The following is a 13,162-nucleotide window of genomic DNA, read 5'->3' on the forward strand; positions in this document are numbered from 1 at the left end:
CACCACCGGCGAGAAGCGCGCCGAGGAGTTCTACGCGAAGCAGGTCGACCTGGCGAAGGCCACCGAGAACGCCACGAAGGTGCAGTCCGGCGCGGACGATGGTGCGCTGATCGGCCGGGACCTGGCTGGTGATCCAGTGCTCGGCGCGGTCGAGGCGGGGCCGGACCTCGTCGAGCGTGGTGACCGGGTTGGCCGGGTCCAGGTCGCTGAGGATGCGGCGGGTCTGCTCGTCGTGCCCGGCGGTGATGTCGGCGACCGAGGCGAGCGTGCGGTACGGCAGCGGGCGCGGCGTCCGCGGCAGCTCACCGGCGGCGGTGCCGACGGCGCGGGCGTACGCGGCGGCGTCCGCGGGGAGCACGGAGCCGTCGGTGACCTTGGCGCCGAGGCGGTCCCACTCGTCGTACAGCCGCTGGATCTCCTGGTCGAAGGCGATCTTGAACGACTGGTTGGGGCGGCGGCGGGCGTAGAGCCAGCGCAGCAGCTGCGGCTCCATGATCTTCAGCGCGTCGGCCGGGGTCGGCACGCCGCCCTTGGACGACGACATCTTGGCCATGCCGCTGATGCCGACGAAGGCGTACATCGGGCCGATCGGCTGCGCACCGTCGAAGATCCCGACGATCTGGCCGCCGACCTGGAACGACGAGCCCGGCGAGGAGTGGTCGACGCCGCTCGGCTCGAAGATCACGCCCTCGTACGCCCAGCGCATCGGCCAGTCGACCTTCCAGACCAGCTTGCCGCGGTTGAACTCGCTCAGCCGGACCGTTTCGCCGTGGCCGCAGGAGCAGGTGTACGTCAGCTCGGTGCTGGCGTCGTCGTAGGCGGTGACGGTGGTGAGGTCCTTGCCGCACGCCGCGCAGTACGGCTTGTACGGGAAGTAGCCCGCGCCGCCGGCGCTGCCGTCGTCCTCACCTGCGGCGCCGGAGCCCTCGGCCGCCTCCAGCTCCGCCTCGTCGACGGGCTTCTGCGACTTCTTGGCGGGCGCCTTCTTGGTGCGGTACTGGGCGAGGATCGCGTCGATGTCGCCGCGGTGCCGCATCGCGTGCAGGATCTGCTCGCGGTAGACGCCGGAGGTGTACTGCGCGGTCTGGCTGATGCCGTCGTACTCCACGCCCATCTCGGCGAGGGAGGCGGTCATCGCGGCCTTGAAGTGCTCGGCCCAGTTCGCGTACGCGGAGCCCTTCGGCGCCGGGACGGACGTCAGCGGCTTGCCGATGTGCTCGGCCCAGGACTCGTCGACGCCGTCGACGCCCGCGGGGACCTTGCGGTAGCGGTCGTAGTCGTCCCAGGAGATCAGGTGCCGGACCTCGTGGCCGCGGCGGCGGATCTCGTCGGCGACCAGGTGCGGGGTCATGACCTCGCGGAGGTTGCCGAGGTGGATCGGGCCGGAGGGCGAGAGGCCGGAGGCGACGACGACCGGTTTGCCAGGCGCGCGACGCTCCGACTCGGCGATGACCTCATCCGCGTAACGGGAGACCCAGTCGGCTGTCTCGGTGCTCTGAGCCACGGTCGGCCCTTCCTTTTCTGCGCTCACGGCGCTCTCCGCGCAGCGCGCTGCGCTTGATCGCTCACGGTTGCTCGCTGACGGGCACACGCCCGGCGCTCCCATTCTCCCAGACGGAAAACCGAGGGAACCGCCATGGAATACTGACCGGCAAACCCTTTACGTCACATCCCCACCTCCCTGATCGCCTCCAACGGAACGGCAGCACCCCATGGCTTCGGTCCCCTCCCTCGCAGCTACGGTCCACCAGCGCGTCGCGGACGCCCTCTCGGCAGCCCTGCCGGAGGCCGGCCCCGCCGACCCGCTGCTGCGACGCAGCGACCGGGCCGACTTCCAGGCCAACGGCATGCTGGCGCTCGCGAAGAAGCTGAAGGGCAACCCGCGGGAGCTGGCCGGGAAGGTCGTCGGGGAGATCTCCGCGCCCGAGCTGATCCAGGACATCGAGGTCTCCGGCCCCGGTTTCCTCAACATCACCCTCAGCGACGAGGCGATCGTCCGGACGCTGGCCGCCCGCGCCGCCGACGACCGGCTGGGCGTCCCGTACGCCGAGCAGCCCGGCACGACGGTGATCGACTACGCGCAGCCGAACGTCGCCAAGGAGATGCACGTCGGCCATCTGCGGTCCGCGGTGATCGGCGACGCCGTCGTGCAGATCCTGGAGTTCACCGGCGAGAAGGTGGTCCGCCGCCACCACATCGGCGACTGGGGCACCCAGTTCGGCATGCTCATCCAGTACCTCATCGAGCACCCGCACGAGCTGGACCACCAGGCCGCGCAGAAGCCCGAGGAGGCGTCGCAGCAGGCCGGTGAGGCGGCGATGTCCAGCCTCAACCGCCTCTACAAGGCGTCCCGGGCGCTCTTCGACGTTGACGAGGAGTTCAAGGACCGGGCCCGCCGCCGGGTCGTCGACCTCCAGGCGGGCGACGAGGAGACCCTCGCGCTGTGGCAGAAGTTCGTGGACGAGTCGAAGGTCTACTTCTACTCCGTCTTCAACAAGCTCGACATGGAGATCCACGACGCCGACGTGGTCGGTGAGTCGGGCTACAACGCCATGCTCACCGAGACCTGCCGCCTGCTGGAGGAGTCGGGCGTCGCGGTCCGCTCCAACGGCGCGCTCTGCGTCTTCTTCGACGACGTCAAGGGCCCGGACGGCAACCCCGTCCCGCTGATCGTCCAGAAGTCCGACGGCGGTTTCGGCTACGCGGCCACCGACCTCTCCGCCATCCGCGACCGGGTCGGCAACCTCGGCGCCGACACCCTGCTGTACGTCGTCGACGCCCGGCAGTCGCTGCACTTCAAGATGGTCTTCGAGACGGCGCGCCGGGCGGGCTGGCTGAAGGACGGCACCACCGCCCAGCAGCTGGCGTTCGGCACGGTCCTCGGCGCGGACGGCAAGCCGTTCAAGACCCGTGAGGGCGAGACGGTGCGGCTGGTGGACCTCCTGGACGAGGCGATCGACCGGGCGGCGTCCGTGGTCCGGGAGAAGGCCCAGGACCTGACCGAGGCGGAGATCACCGAGCGCGGCGCGCAGGTCGGTATCGGCGCGGTGAAGTACGCGGACCTCTCCACCTCCGCCAACCGCGACTACAAGTTCGACCTGGACCAGATGGTCTCGCTCAACGGCGACACCTCGGTCTACATCCAGTACGCGCACGCCCGGATCAAGTCGATCCTGCGCAAGGCGGGCGACGCGCGGCCGGTCGCGCACCCGCAGCTGGCGCTGGCCCCGGCGGAGCGGGCGCTCGGTCTGCACCTGGACCAGTTCGCGGAGACGGTCGCGGACGCCGCCGCCGAGTACGCGCCGCACAAGGTGACCGCGTACCTCTACCAGCTCGCGTCGCTGTACACGACCTTCTACGACCAGTGCCCGGTCCTGAAGGCGGAGACGCCCGAGCAGGTCGAGAACCGCCTCTTCCTCTGCGATCTGACCGCCCGCACCCTCCACCAGGGCATGCGGCTGCTGGGCATCCGCACCCCCGAGCGCCTCTGACCCGCCCCGCGCCCCCCGGGCGTACCGACGGCCCCGGCTTCCGCCGGGGCCGTGCGCGTATACGCGATCCGGTGGCGTGGGCCGTTCGCGTATACGGGGCCGTTCGCATAGGTGGTCGGGCCCGGCTCAGCCCGCCGCCGTCTCCGCCTTCGTACGGACCGGACGCGGCGTACGCCCCCGGGCCGGGCGGCCCCAGCTCGACTGCAGCGCGCAGTTGGTGAGGTCGGCGGCGGGCCCCGAGAGCTGGGAGCCGGAGCGCCAGATGGCCCGCAGCCGGCGGCGCAGATCGACGTCCGCGACGGCGACCTCGCGCAGCCGCCCGGCCCGGATGTCGTCGCTGATCGCGAACCGGCTGAGGACGCCGACGCCCTGCCCGGTCAGCGCCGCCGTACGGATCGCGGCGGTCGAGCCCAGTTCGAGGCGGGGCGCGGCGGCGCTCTCCGCACCGGCCCGTACGAGGGCGTGGTCGAGGGTGTCGCGGGTGCCGGAGCCCTTCTCACGGGCGATGAGCGGGGTCGCGGCCAGTTCGGTGACGGTCAGCGGGCGCCGTCGCCGCGACCAGGGGTGGCCGGGCGCCACGACGATGACGAGGTCGTCGACGGCGACGACCCGGGCGTGCAGCCCGCGCGTGGTGCGCGGGCCCTCGATGAAGCCGAGGTCGGCAGCGCCGTGCAGCACGTCCTGGGCCGCCTGCTCGGAGTTGCACATCCGCAGCGCCACGCCCGTCTCCGGCGACCGCAGCCGCAGATCGGCGAGCCACCGGGGCAGCAGGTACTCCGCGACGGTCAGGCTCGCCGACACGCTCAGCTGGGAGTCGTGGTTGCGGCGCAGCGCGGCGACGCCGGTCTCCAACTGGTCGGAGGCGCTGAGGACTTCGCGGGCCCAGTCGGCGACCGCGACGCCCTCGTCGGTGAGCCGGCAGCCGCGCGGCGAGCGGACGACCAGGGTCAGCCCGAGGTGCCGCTCCAGTCGTTTGATGCGGTTGGTGACCGAGGGTTGCGCGACCTGTAGGGCCCGCGCGGCGCCGCCGATGCTGCCTTGGTCGACGACCGCGAGCAGCATTTCCAGCGACCGCAGATCCGTCCTCAGAGCGTATTGGCCGTCCATAGCACAAGTCTATGGGTGCATAGGGGGTTGGTGGCTACCGCGAACTGTCCCCCGATCGGACGATCAGGACATGCCCCCTCTTGACGGGACCGCCCGCCCTTCCCACCGCAGCGACCCGGAACCGGCCGCCGAACCTCTCCTCCGAAGCGCCGGGGACGCCCCCGCGGAGCACGCCGCTCCCGGGGAGAGCCCCGCGCCGTCCGGCTCCGGCCTGCCCTCGCCCGGTGACGGCGGCGGGCCCGGCTGGCTCGCCCACCACGGCCCCGGCCTCGCCGTGGTCGTCGTCGGCGTCGCCGTCTCGTACGGCCTCAACCGCCTCGTCCCGGCGGTCAGCGCCCTGACGATCGCGGTGCTGCTGGGCGCGCTGGCCCGTAACACCGGGCTGCTCGGCGACCGCGTCCTGCCCGGCGCGAAGCTTGCCACGAAGAAGCTGCTGCGCACCGGCGTCGTCCTGCTGGGCCTCCAGCTCGCGCTCTCCCAGGTGCTCCAGCTCGACCCCGGGGTGCTGCTGGTGGTCGCGGTCACCGTCGCCGGGACGTTCGCCGGAACCATGTGGCTCGGCCGCCGAATGGGCGTCCGCCCCGGCACCACCCTCCTCGTCGCCACCGGCTTCTCCATCTGCGGCGCCTCGGCCGCCGCGGCGATGGACGCGGTCAGCGACAGCGACGAGGAGGACCTTGCCACCAGCGTCGCCCTGGTGACGATCTTCGGCAGCCTGGCGATCGTCCTGCTCCCGCTGCTCCAGCACCCGCTGGGCCTGACCGACACCTCCTTCGGCATCTGGTCGGGCGCGAGCGTCCACGAGGTGGCGCAGGTCGTCGCCACCGCCTCGGTCGCCGGTCCCGCCGCCCTCGCCGTCGCCACCGTCGTCAAGCTGACCCGCGTCGTGCTGCTCGCCCCGCTCATCGCCGGCTACAGCATCGTCCGCCGCCGCAAGGGCACCCCGGACGCCACCGGCAAGCGCCCCCCGCTGGTCCCGCTCTTCGTCCTCGGCTTCATCGCGATGGTCGCCATCCGCAGCTCCGGCGTCCTGCCCGCGTCCGTCCTGACGGCCACCCAGACCCTGACCACGCTCCTGCTGGCGGGCGCGCTCTTCGGGCTCGGCACGTCGGTGCACCTGATGTCGCTGATCCGGACGGGGGCGCGGCCGGTCGCGCTCGGGGCGGTGTCCACGGTCCTCGCCGGGGCGCTGTCACTGGCAGGGATCCTGGCATTTACGTGAGGCGGGTGTACGACCACGACCGCGCCGCCCCCTGATCCGTCAGGGGGCGGCGCGGTCTCGGTTCACGTCCGAGCCGTCAGCTCCCGCCCCCAGGACCCGTCCGGCTCCCGCAGCGCCGCCAGGACCGCGCGGGCCACCGCGTCCGCATCGCCGAGGATGACGGAGTCGACGCCGGGGCGGACGCCCGCCGCCGTCGCCCAGTGGACGCCCTCGGTGGGGACGCCGAACGCGTAGAGGTCCGGGTGCGGGCTGCCGGAGGCGTCGACGACGCGGTAGGGCGGGCCCGTCACCTCCAGGGCGCCGGTCGCGTGGACCGCGTCGCCGCGGCGCAGGGTGTGCAGCCGGGCCAGGCCGTCGGCGAGGAGTTGGCCGGTCAGCGGGTCGTCGGTGTGGGCGATGCCCGCCGGGGGCAGCCGCGCCTCGATCAGGACGCGGGCCTCGCGGCGGCTGCCGGGCAGGCCCGGTGCGTGGCCGGTGAAGTGGCCGTCCGGATGGGCCTCGACGGTGAAGCCGGGGCCGCCGATGGTGACGATGCCCGCCTTCAGCAGCGCGATCAGCTCCTCGATCCGGCGGGCGGGCGGCCCGATGGAGACGAAGGCGTTGAGCGGGGTGTAGTGGCCGTCGAGGGCGTCGCGGTGTGAGTCCGGCAGGATCCGGCCGTGGTCGACGACCTGCCGGACCTCGTTGCGCAGATCCCGCAGCGCGTCCAGCGCCGCCTTGCGCGGGTTGCGGACGTTGCCGCCGACGGCGTCCCGTACGTCCTGCGCCAGATGGTCGAGCAGCCAGGCGGAGAACGCACCGTGATCGGCGGGCGCGGCGTCGCGGTACGGGGTGCGGACGTCCTCCCAGTCCCAGTGGTCGTCCCCGGTGATGCCGAGGGCGGTGAGCGCGCGCTCCTTGTCCGCGGGGTCGCCCGCCAGCGCGGCGAGCAGCGCCTCATCGGCGGCGAACTCGTCCACCACGGCGAGCCCGGGGCGGTCCGCCTCGCCCGTCTCCGCATCCGTACGCGACCGGGCCTCCCACCGGGCGCGTTCCTCCAGCAGCGCCCGGTAGTAGACGTATTCGACCTCCTGGCAGACCGGCGGCCACACGTCGCGGTCGAAGTCGAGGCCGCCGTCGGCCGCGCGCTCCTGGAGGCCGGCTATCACGTCCGGCGTGAGGAACCGCGGCAGATGGCGCCCGGTGACGCCCTTCTGGTTGTGGCCACGGGCGTGGTACGGGATGCCGCGCCGCGAACCGGCGTGCAGATACGGTTCGGCGCCGGACGGCAGGTACTTCAGGCCGTCACCGGTCTCCACGAAACGGCCGCCGCGCCCGGTGGTGAGCAGCGCGAGATAGTCGAAGAAGTTCAGGCCGAGACCGGAGACGAGGACGCCCTCGCCCGGTTCGATGTCCCGCAGGTCGACATCGGCCGGGTTGGCCATCGGGTAGTAGCGCAGACCGTAGCGGGCGGCGAAGTCCCGCAGTCCGCGCTCGCGGGCGCCGAGCGCGCCCGGCAGATGGCCCAGCGCCAGCACGCACTGATCGGCGGTGAGCCGCCCGCTGTCGGACGTCTCCAGGACCAGCCGCCCGTCCGGACCGCGGGTGATCGCCCGGACCCGGGTGTGCCGGGGCACCAGGTGCACGGTGGCGGGCAGCCGGGCCGAAACATGCTCCAGGACCCAGTGCAGATAGCGGCCGTACAGGGCCCGGGTCGGGTAGTCGTCCGGGCCGAGCCGCGCCGCCTCGGCCTCCAAGTGCGGTGCGGTGGTGCGGAGTTGTGCGAGATGGACGGCATTGCGGGCCCACTCGTACAGGCTCGGGCCGGGGACGACCGGGCCCGCGCAGCTGACGCTGTCGTCGGTGAAGAGCGTCACCTGGGAGGCGACGGTGTTCATCAGCAGCTCGGGCGACTGCTCCGGCCGCCAGACCCGGCCGGAGCCGAGGGCGTGGGAGTCGATGAGGTGGACGGTGAGGTGTTCGGTGGCGTTGTGCCGGGCGTTCTCCGCGAGTCTCTCCAGGACGGAAAGGCCCCGCGGGCCGAGCCCGACGACGGCGACAGTTCGGCTCGTCATTCCGCTTCTCCGATCGGACGGATTCACATCGGACGGTTCACATCGGATGGATCGCATCGGACGGATCACATCAGATGGATCGCATCGGACGGATCACACGGTGCGAACGGCCCACGTGATGGCTGTGAGGAACGTGGTGCCGGTGGTGCATGTCGTGCTGTCGTGCCGGTGGTGCGTGCGGTGCCTGTCGTACGAACGGTGCGCCCGGTGGGCGGAGCCGGGTGGCGGGAGCCCGGTGGCCGGGAGGGGTCCCGCGGGCCGGTGGTGCGGCCCGCGGGGAGGGGGAACGATCGAGACCGGTGACCCGGTCCGCGGTCAGCGGGCCCGGTGCAGGGCAGCGGAGGCGTCGGCCCACAGCCGTTCCGTCAGCTCCCCGGCCGGGACCCGTTCCGCCTTGCGGTAGTTGACGCCCGCCCACAGGCTCAGCCCATGGGCGTCGCCCGCGGCCGCGGCGGCAGCCCGCAGCGGCTTGGTGAGCTGGTTGACGAGGGGGTAGCCGACCGGCGCGGACGCATCGTGCTCCTCGATGAAGCGGTTGCGCAGCCCGCGCGCGTAGCGGCCGGAGAACGCCCGGGTGACGACCGTGGTGTCGAACTCCGGCCGCGTCAGCGCCTCCTGGTACGCCGGGGCGGTACCGGCCTCCGGCGTCCGCAGATACGCGGTGCCCAGCTGCGCCGCCGTCGCCCCGGCGTTCAGCACGCCCGCGATGTCCGCGCCGGTCGCCAGGCCGCCGGTCGCGATCAGCGGCAGCCGCGTCCCCGCCACGACGGCCGCCAGCAGCGCGGCCAGCGGCGTCGGGTCCGGCTCGGCGTACGGGTCGAAGGTGCCGCGGTGCCCGCCCGCCTCCGGGCCCTGCACACAGAGCGCGTCGACGCCCAGCACCTCGGCCTCCTCCGCCTCGGCGACCGTGGTGACCGTCACGACCACCCGGCTGCCCGCCCGCCGCAACGCCTCGACGGCCTCGGACGGCGGCGCGCCGAACGTGAACGACACGACAGGCACCGGACTCTCCGTCAGCAGCGCGATCTTCTCGTCCCAGAAGTCGGTGTCGCCCTGATCGGGCTCGGGCAGGGTCACCGCCCGGCGCTCCGCCACCGCGGACAGCTCCGCGCGGTACGGCGCGATCGTGTCGGGGTGCGGGACCTCCTGCGGGACGAAGACGTTCACCCCGAACGGGGCGTCGGTCCCCGCCCGCACCCCGGCGATCTGCTCGGCGAGCTGCGCGGGGGTCTGGTAACCGGCGGCGAGGGTACCGAGGCCACCGGCCCGGCTGACGGCGACCGCCAGCGCGACGGAGCCCGGGCCCCCGGCCATCGGGGCCTGCACGATCGGAATACGCAGCTGGGAGAGGTCGAACACGACGGTTCCTTCGAGGTGGGGTGAGGGGAAGTGGGGTGAGGGGAGGTGGGGGTGAGGAGCGGGGGGGGCGAGGAGCGGGGGGAGCCGAGGTCGGGGGCGGGGCACGACGGAGTCTGGGGGCATGGGCGGCTCGCGGAAGGGGCGACGCGCCGGGAACACGGAGGCGGCGCGGTTCGGCCGGAGGCGGGCGCCCCGGCGGGGAAGGTGAACGATGCCGAGATGGCGGGCGACGGGCGGCGGAAGATCGCGGCCGGAGGGCGCACCGGCGCCTTAAGGGCGGCGTACCGCCCGGGGCGCCCGCGGGCGGCGGCCCACCCCGTATATGAGTCCGCATATGAGTCCGCGCCGCGCCCCGGCCCGCCCCCTGACGTCATACGTGGCCATACGGACCGCGCACCCCCACCGCAAAGAAAGAACTGCCCGAAAAGTCCTGCTCGCTCGGTAACCCTACGGAGCGGTCGGAGCGCTGAGAAATGCTTCTCACTGCTGAACTATGCTTCCCGGGCATGGACCTGGAACTGAGACATTTACGCGCGTTCACCGCGCTCGCTCATCACCGCTCCTACACCCGCGCCGCGACCGAATTAATGGTCACCCAGCCCGCGCTCTCCCGCACGATTCAACAGCTGGAAGCGACCCTGGGCATTCGCCTCGTCGACCGCTCGTCCCGGCACGTCGCCCTCACCCCGGCCGGTGAGGAATTCCTCTTCCACGCCCGCCGCGTCCTCGGCAACCTCGACCAGGCGGCCCGGGACATGCGCACCCACCGCACGCTCCGCCTCGGCTTCAGCTGGCTGCTGCCCGACCCGTGGGCGCAACGCACCATCGCCCGCTTCGAGCGCGCCACCGACGCGAAGGTCACCCTTGCCCGCGTCGACCATCCCGTCGCCACCCTCGAAACGGCCCGCATCGACATCGCCCTATTACGCGGCCATCTCGAACTCACCGGGGCGACCGTCCATCCGCTCTTCAACGAACAGCGCATTGCCGCGATATCAACATCTTCTTTTCTCGCGGCACGAAAAAGCATCGACTGGTCGGAATTCCACCAGTGGCCGCTCGTGGTGAATACCGTCACCGGCACCACCACCCCCAGCTCCTGGCACCCCGCCGTCACCCCGCGCACCGTCATCCCCTGCGCCAATTACGACGAGTGGCTGGAGACCGTCGCCGCCGACCGCGGCGTCGGCGTCGTCCCGGCGCTGGCCGCCCGCCGCGCCGCCCACTCCGGCGTCCGCTTCATCCCGATCACCAACGCCCCCACCATCCCCGTCCGGCTCGCCCACCTCCCCACCGGCGGGCGCCGCCCCCTGCTCCGGGAATTCCTGCACGCCGCCACCGCACCCGAGTGCACGGCCACCGCCGACACCGCCCCCGGCAACGACCACGGCGCCCGGTGACCGCCTCCACGATCACCGAGCGCCGTACGGAAGGGAGCGCACCGCACGGCGCGCGCCCCCGCTCACAACCCGCGCGCGACCTCCGTCGCCCAGTACGTGAGGATCAGATCGGCGCCCGCCCTCTTGATGCCGGTCAGCGTCTCCAGGATCGCCTTGTCCCGGTCGATCCAGCCCTTCTCCGCCGCCGCCTCGATCATCGCCAGCTCACCGGAGATCTGGTACGCCGCGACCGGCACGTCCACCGTGTCCGCGACCTTCGCCAGCACATCGAGGTAGGGCAGCGCCGGCTTCACCATCACCATGTCGGCGCCCTCGTCGAGGTCGAGCGCCAGCTCCCGCATCGACTCGCGGAGGTTCGCCGGGTCCTGCTGGTACGTCTTGCGGTCGCCCTGGAGCGACGAGCCGACCGCCTCGCGGAACGGCCCGTAGAACGCCGACGAGTACTTCGCGGTGTACGCGAGGACCGACACGTCCTCGTGGCCGGTCTGGTCCAGCGCGTCCCGGATGACGCCGACCTGGCCGTCCATCATGCCGCTGGGCGCCACCACATGGGCGCCCGCGTCCGCCTGGACCTGCGCCATCTCGGCGTACCGCTCCAGCGTCGCGTCGTTGTCGACCCGGCCGCGCGCGTCCAGCACCCCGCAGTGGCCGTGGTCGGTGAACTCGTCCAGGCACAGGTCCGACATGACCACCAGGTCGTCGCCGACCTCGGCGCGGACGTCCCGCAGCGCGACCTGGAGGATGCCGTCCGGGTCCGTACCGGCGGTGCCCGCCGCGTCCTTCTTCGCCTCCTCGGGCACGCCGAACAGCATGATCCCGGAGACACCCGCCTCCAGCGCCTCGACCGCCGCCTTGCGGAGCGTGTCCCGGGTGTGCTGGACGACACCGGGCATCGCCGAGATCGGCACCGGCTCCGAGATCCCCTCGCGGACGAACGCCGGGAGGATCAGATCGGCCGGGTGCAAACGGTGTTCGGCAACCATCCGCCGCATGGCGGGGGTGGTCCGCAGCCGCCGGGGCCGCGCGCCGGGGAAGGTTCCGTACTTCGTCATGCCTTCCACGCTACGCCCGCCCCGGGCCCGCCTTTGCCGACGCGGCGTCGGACCTGCGGCCGTCTCATCAGGCTGCGGTGGTAGCGCCGCGGACCGCGGGTCTGCCGCGGCGGTCGCGCTCCTCACGGCAGTCGCGGCAGAGCCCCGGCCCCCGATCGCGGAAGGCGCGCTCGCAGCCCTCGCAGGTCTGGAACGGGTACGGACGGGGCCGGGCGGACTCATCAGGGCCCGATACACCCACCGGACCTGCGGGAAGAGGCGGCGGAAGGAACTCCCGGAGACGGTGGGCGAGGAGTCCGGCCGGGTGCTTCAGATCGGAGGGAAGGCCCGCGGTCAGAGTCCGGTGGACGGCCGCAGGGCTGGCGCCGTTCTCGAACCATGCGGCGACGGCGGGGGCCAGACGGTGTACGTCCCGTCCGGCGAGGGTGAGCCGGTCATCGGTGTGGCGCAGGCCCGCCAGGAGCGCGGTGGCCTCGCCGTGGTGCTCGCCGAGGTGCTCGCTGCGGGGCGCTTCCGCCGGTGGTGGTGAATCCGGCCGTACGGACGGCACCTGTGGGCTGGGAGGTACCGGCGATACGGGCACGACGGGCCGCACCGGCGATACGGACGCGACGGGCCGTACTGGGCAGGGCTCGGCCAGGGCGGGCGGCGGCGGATGTTCCGGCCGACCTGGGCTCTCACCCCGAGCGGGACGCTCACCCCGGCCTGGATGCTCCCTCTGGTCACGGTCCGTCCCTGCGCCAAGGGCCCGGGTGAGGCCGGGGACGTGGTGGACGTAGGTCCGCGTAATGAAGCGCCCGTCTGCCATACGCCTCCGTGCCCGCTCGACATATCCGTGGGCCTCCAGCTCCCGCAGCGCGAAGGCGATCCGGTCGCGCCCCTCGGGAAAGCGTTCGGCAAGGGTGCGGATGTCGACCGCGGCGCCCTCGGGCAGTGACAGGAGGTGGGTGCCCACTCCGATCGCGGTCAAGGACAGGCCGCGGTGCTGGGCAAGGTGATTACCGATGATCGTGAACCCGTCAGGCTGATCCACCCTGACGTGGGTGACACCGGTGTGGGCGGTGGTTCGTCGAACACGGCGCTGCGGGAACTCGGCGGCGCCAAGCATCTGTTCAGCCATGGGGAAGGCTTCTCTTCCTCTGACGGTCAGGCCCTCGCACCGGGATGCGGTCCCGGCGAGGGCAGCCCATGCCAACAAGCGTTGGCATGGGCGAGCCTGCCCGCCCAACCAACCCTCGCGCCAGCCGAGTTGCTCCCGTTCACCCCCATGAGTGACGTACACGGGGTTTGGTCGGTTTGGAAGGTTCTTTCCCAGAGTTCTTTGATCTTTGACCGCCCGCCGCGCCGCCGCCCGGCCCACCGGGGCCCCCGGGTGCGGGGGGCCGGGGGCCCCCCCCCGCAAAACGGGGGGTGGCCCAGAGAGCGGGGGGTCACAAGCCCCCCCCAACCACTGTGGCGCCCGCCGGGGGGTGGCACC

At 72.6% G+C, this 13,162-nt stretch carries 9 protein-coding genes; 4 read left to right on the plus strand and 5 right to left on the minus strand.

The window, feature by feature from the left end; translation table 11 throughout:
• The coding region (gene lysS / locus ACFWWQ_RS27645) for a lysine--tRNA ligase (RefSeq protein ID WP_384601601.1) at positions 1 to 1,531 on the minus strand (1,531 nt) is incomplete at its 3' end.
• A gap of 181 nt (positions 1,532 to 1,712) precedes the next feature.
• On the opposite strand from lysS, the gene argS reads away from it, so the two are divergent.
• Entirely contained in the window at positions 1,713 to 3,491 is a 1,779-nt protein-coding gene (gene argS / locus ACFWWQ_RS27650) for an arginine--tRNA ligase (protein WP_384601604.1), read from the plus strand.
• Positions 3,492 to 3,617: 126 nt separating this feature from the next.
• Here the strand turns inward: argS and ACFWWQ_RS27655 are convergent, their stop codons facing one another.
• Positions 3,618 to 4,598, minus strand: coding sequence for a LysR substrate-binding domain-containing protein (locus tag ACFWWQ_RS27655; RefSeq protein WP_384601607.1), 981 nt, complete (start codon positions 4,596 to 4,598; stop codon positions 3,618 to 3,620).
• Between the two features lie 70 nt (positions 4,599 to 4,668).
• Here ACFWWQ_RS27655 and ACFWWQ_RS27660 point away from each other — a divergent pair, with 70 nt between their 5' ends.
• Positions 4,669 to 5,820 carry a YeiH family protein gene (locus ACFWWQ_RS27660; protein WP_384601610.1) on the plus strand — a complete coding sequence of 384 codons (1,152 nt, stop codon included), beginning with the start codon at positions 4,669 to 4,671 and terminating at the stop codon, positions 5,818 to 5,820.
• A gap of 62 nt (positions 5,821 to 5,882) precedes the next feature.
• Here ACFWWQ_RS27660 and ACFWWQ_RS27665 read toward each other — a convergent pair whose 3' ends face one another.
• Together ACFWWQ_RS27665 and ACFWWQ_RS27670 are read right to left on the minus strand one after the other, a co-directional pair.
• Entirely contained in the window at positions 5,883 to 7,874 is a 1,992-nt protein-coding gene (locus ACFWWQ_RS27665; protein ID WP_384601613.1) for an FAD/NAD(P)-binding protein, read from the minus strand.
• Positions 7,875 to 8,189: 315 nt separating this feature from the next.
• Positions 8,190 to 9,233 (minus strand): nitronate monooxygenase, encoded by a 1,044-nt coding sequence (locus tag ACFWWQ_RS27670; protein WP_384601615.1) that lies wholly within the window; start codon positions 9,231 to 9,233, stop codon positions 8,190 to 8,192.
• 506 nt (positions 9,234 to 9,739) lie between these two features.
• Here ACFWWQ_RS27670 and ACFWWQ_RS27675 point away from each other — a divergent pair.
• Positions 9,740 to 10,633: a LysR family transcriptional regulator gene (locus tag ACFWWQ_RS27675; RefSeq protein WP_384601618.1), complete on the plus strand. Its 894-nt coding sequence runs from the start codon at positions 9,740 to 9,742 to the stop codon at positions 10,631 to 10,633.
• 62 nt (positions 10,634 to 10,695) lie between these two features.
• Here the strand turns inward: ACFWWQ_RS27675 and hemB are convergent, their stop codons facing one another.
• On the minus strand, positions 10,696 to 11,685 hold the full coding sequence (gene hemB / locus ACFWWQ_RS27680; RefSeq protein ID WP_384601621.1) for a porphobilinogen synthase: 990 nt from the start codon (positions 11,683 to 11,685) through the stop codon (positions 10,696 to 10,698).
• Between the two features lie 304 nt (positions 11,686 to 11,989).
• Here hemB and ACFWWQ_RS27685 point away from each other — a divergent pair, with 304 nt between their 5' ends.
• Positions 11,990 to 12,214, plus strand: coding sequence for a hypothetical protein (locus tag ACFWWQ_RS27685; RefSeq protein ID WP_384601624.1), 225 nt, complete (start codon positions 11,990 to 11,992; stop codon positions 12,212 to 12,214).
• The last annotated feature ends 948 nt before the right edge of the window (positions 12,215 to 13,162 follow it).

Origin of the sequence: Streptomyces sp. NPDC059080, assembly GCF_042739975.1 — a bacterium.
Taxonomy (GTDB): Bacteria; Actinomycetota; Actinomycetes; order Streptomycetales; family Streptomycetaceae; genus Streptomyces; species Streptomyces benahoarensis.

Excerpts from the sequence above, each read along its gene's own strand:
- argS (WP_384601604.1), top strand. The coding sequence starts at position 1,713 with ATGGCTTCGGTCCCCTCCCTCGCAGCTACGGTCCACCAGCGCGTCGCG.
- ACFWWQ_RS27655 (WP_384601607.1), bottom strand. The coding sequence starts at position 4,598 with ATGGACGGCCAATACGCTCTGAGGACGGATCTGCGGTCGCTGGAAATG.
- ACFWWQ_RS27660 (WP_384601610.1), top strand. The coding sequence starts at position 4,669 with ATGCCCCCTCTTGACGGGACCGCCCGCCCTTCCCACCGCAGCGACCCG.
- ACFWWQ_RS27665 (WP_384601613.1), bottom strand. The coding sequence starts at position 7,874 with ATGACGAGCCGAACTGTCGCCGTCGTCGGGCTCGGCCCGCGGGGCCTT.
- ACFWWQ_RS27675 (WP_384601618.1), top strand. The coding sequence starts at position 9,740 with ATGGACCTGGAACTGAGACATTTACGCGCGTTCACCGCGCTCGCTCAT.
- hemB (WP_384601621.1), bottom strand. The coding sequence starts at position 11,685 with ATGACGAAGTACGGAACCTTCCCCGGCGCGCGGCCCCGGCGGCTGCGG.